The sequence below is a fragment of the Dyadobacter jiangsuensis genome (assembly GCF_003014695.1).
GTDB classification, from domain to species: domain Bacteria; phylum Bacteroidota; class Bacteroidia; order Cytophagales; family Spirosomataceae; genus Dyadobacter; species Dyadobacter jiangsuensis.
Genome location: NZ_PYAS01000040.1, coordinates 1 through 2,872, shown reverse-complemented (window position 1 = coordinate 2,872; position 2,872 = coordinate 1). Strand labels below are relative to the sequence as shown.

General features: G+C 52.4%; 2 protein-coding genes. Both read right to left on the bottom strand.

Features of this window, described 5'->3' with window-relative positions:
• The coding region (locus tag CLV60_RS34025) for a fibronectin type III domain-containing protein (RefSeq protein WP_229211252.1) at nt 1–2,300 on the bottom strand (2,300 nt) is incomplete at its 3' end.
• Between the two features lie 248 nt (nt 2,301–2,548).
• Nucleotides 2,549–2,872, bottom strand: a 324-nt coding sequence (locus CLV60_RS34020; protein ID WP_146151655.1) for a T9SS type B sorting domain-containing protein, incomplete at its 5' end; no start/stop codon positions are given.

Below are 2,872 nucleotides of genomic sequence, written 5' to 3'. Positions count from 1 at the left end.
GCCCTGAGCGAGTCGCAATTGAGGGGGTCCAGGGTAAGCACCGGCGGGCATGGCCTGGTGGTATCCGAAGAAGAAACACAGAGTATCTGCGAGAAATTGTAAAGTACCGATGGCTTGATCTGGCTGTTGTTGTAGGAGCCGACCGTTTCCACTTTATAACAATAGGTAGAGTCCTTGACAATGGTCACATTCACGGTTCCGTCGGCGGCATATTTATCGGTCCCATCATCGACGTAGGTAAATGTCTGCGGCCCGGTGACGGATACTTCGGCAATGCGGTTGAACGTGCCGGGTTTCGTTTTATCCTCGCGGTACACGCGGTGCACGCGGTTGCCATTGTCCCAGGGCACGAGCGCGGTCCATTTCAACCCTACCTGATTAGGCTGCGCAGCGGCTTGTTCGAGTCTTACCGAGCTGGCCGTTTCGGTTTCGTCGAACTTGGTGAGCTGTCCGTTTACGGTGGTATAATATTCGAGCTTGTAGTTGTAGGCATTGACCTGGGTGTTCAGCCCTTTATCGACGAACAGGGTGTCGGCAGCTCCTGGTGTGAGGTTTGTGTTGATGTCGGCAATTTTGGTGAAAGCGGTCCCATTCTGTCCGGTAGCCCTGTAAAGGCGGTACTGGGCGGGAAGGCCAGTTGCAGTGGCAGGTCTGATCCATTTCACGGTGATTTGTCCTCTTGTGGTGCTGGTAGAATCGACAGTCACGTTGGTGATGACCGGCATGGCCAATGGGAGGTTGAGGCAATACTCGGCGGAAGCAAGGCTTTCCCCGCCGCCGATCAGGTAACCCGGGTCGGTAGGGCTGGCACCTGGCCGTGGGAACATGGCCACGATGCGGTAGGAATAGGAAACACCCGCGCGTAGGCCTTCCCCGCCGTTATTGTCCAGGAATGTGGTCTGGTTAATATCGACTCTTCCGATTTCTTCATACCCCGATCCGGCAGGAATGCCCGGACTACACACATCTTCTTGAAGGTCGGTACATTTTTCCGCCCGATAAATAGCGATTTTGGCTCCTGCGATCTGGCATTTATAGGCATCCCAGTTGAGACGGTAAGCAGTGCCTGTGGGATCGGCAACGGCTGTGCCCCGCAATCCTGTCGGTTTTGGCCCGTAAACCTTAATATTCACCGTGGTCATATCCACGAGCTTCCGGAACAGCGACGGATTGGGGACGTTCGGCCCCGGTGCATCTTCGACTTTAAAAAGGACGTCGTAAGGCTCCAGACGAATATGGGCACAAGAAGTTTGCCACGTGAACAAACCATTGACAGTACCCTGGGCGCCCTGATTGGCGACCGTAAACTTCGCGACGGCAGGGGGGATCAGAGACGCGTCATAAACGCCGCCCGACGATGTGAGCGTGAGTTTGTCGCCATTCTTATCCGTGGCTGTCACAGGCTGATTGATCAGCGTACCGGCCTCGACGCAAATATCGTCCAGGGGCTTAATCACCGGTCGATCATTGCGGGCATCCTCGACGATAATCTGCATATCGCGGACGATCTCGCCTATGAGCACGCCATCGCGCCATTCTTCGACGACAAATGCGACGTTATAATAGCCTTTCGTGACGGGCGCGTCCCATATCAGGTCGCCGGTGATCCTGTTAATGCCGAAAGTAGCAGGTGATGCGCCGGCTTCCGTGGATCCGGGAGGCGTTACCATGTTGGGATCCTTGTATTGCAAGTTGATACCCGTGCCCTTTACACCGCTTCTTTGGGGAATAAACATCCGGTAGGCAAGGCTGTCGCCATCGGCATCGAATGCGCCAGGGTTGTGGATGTAGCGCTGTCCAACCGCTGCCACGTCGATGGGTGCATTGAGCAGGACAGGCGTTTGGTTTTTCCCGAAATTGGCATTGATTTCCAGGATCGTGCTTACGTAGAAGTTCAGGTTCTGCGTAGGCGGCGGGCCGATGTTGAGTACGTTGTTGTTCCGGTTGTCCTCTTCGAACGAAATGCGGTACTTTCCGGCAGTGGGGAAAGTGTAATTGATAATGTACGTGTTCTGCGTCGTGTTGTTACCAATGTTCGGGATTGGCTGAATACGCGGCGCTTCCAAAACAGCAACAGTGGAAGTTTGGGTGGCATTCGGCGGACCGATCGTAAAGAACACGGAATTTTGAGCGTTGGCAGCCCCTTCACCATTCTGCATATCAAAATAGGCCGTAAGCTTTATCTCGTAGGTATGGATTGCCGAGCCGGCGGGAGTAAGCCTCCGTGCTGTGATCTCGCCCGCGCGTATGTGCGTAGCCATGGCCTGAAAGCCACTACACAGCAGAGCCAGGAAGAACAAGTATAATGGGATTCGTAAAACAGAGCGCATAAATCTGTGTCGAGCTAATAATGATAGGGAGGTAATGGCAGGGGCCATTTCTCCTGTCAGGTACGTTAAATCAACGAAAATTCAGGTAAAAATGTGTGCTTTGGGAATGAATATAATGTGTCGGTTTGTAAACATACAAAACAACTTTATAAATCATATACGAATTGTAACAAAGTACCAAAGCAGCACAAACAGCGCTCTGATGTGATTTTGTATTGCTATCTCAGCAATTGTACCCAGCCTTTCATGCTGGTCTCTGTGCCTTGTTTTTGAGAAGATTCGAAATAGATGGTTACTTCATAATAATACTGACCCGCAGCAAGGTCTTTACCGCCATTGGTTTTACCGCCCCAATTGATGTTGACATCCTTGGTCGAGTACACCTGGGCACCCCATCGGTTGTAGGCTTTGAATTCCAGCGATTGTACAAATGCGGGGCATTCCAGCGGCTGGAAGGTGTCGTTTTTGTTGTCGCCATTGGGTGTAAATACGTTGGGTAGCACAAACATCGGGCAGTTATCGCGGCACACGGTATTGCTTGG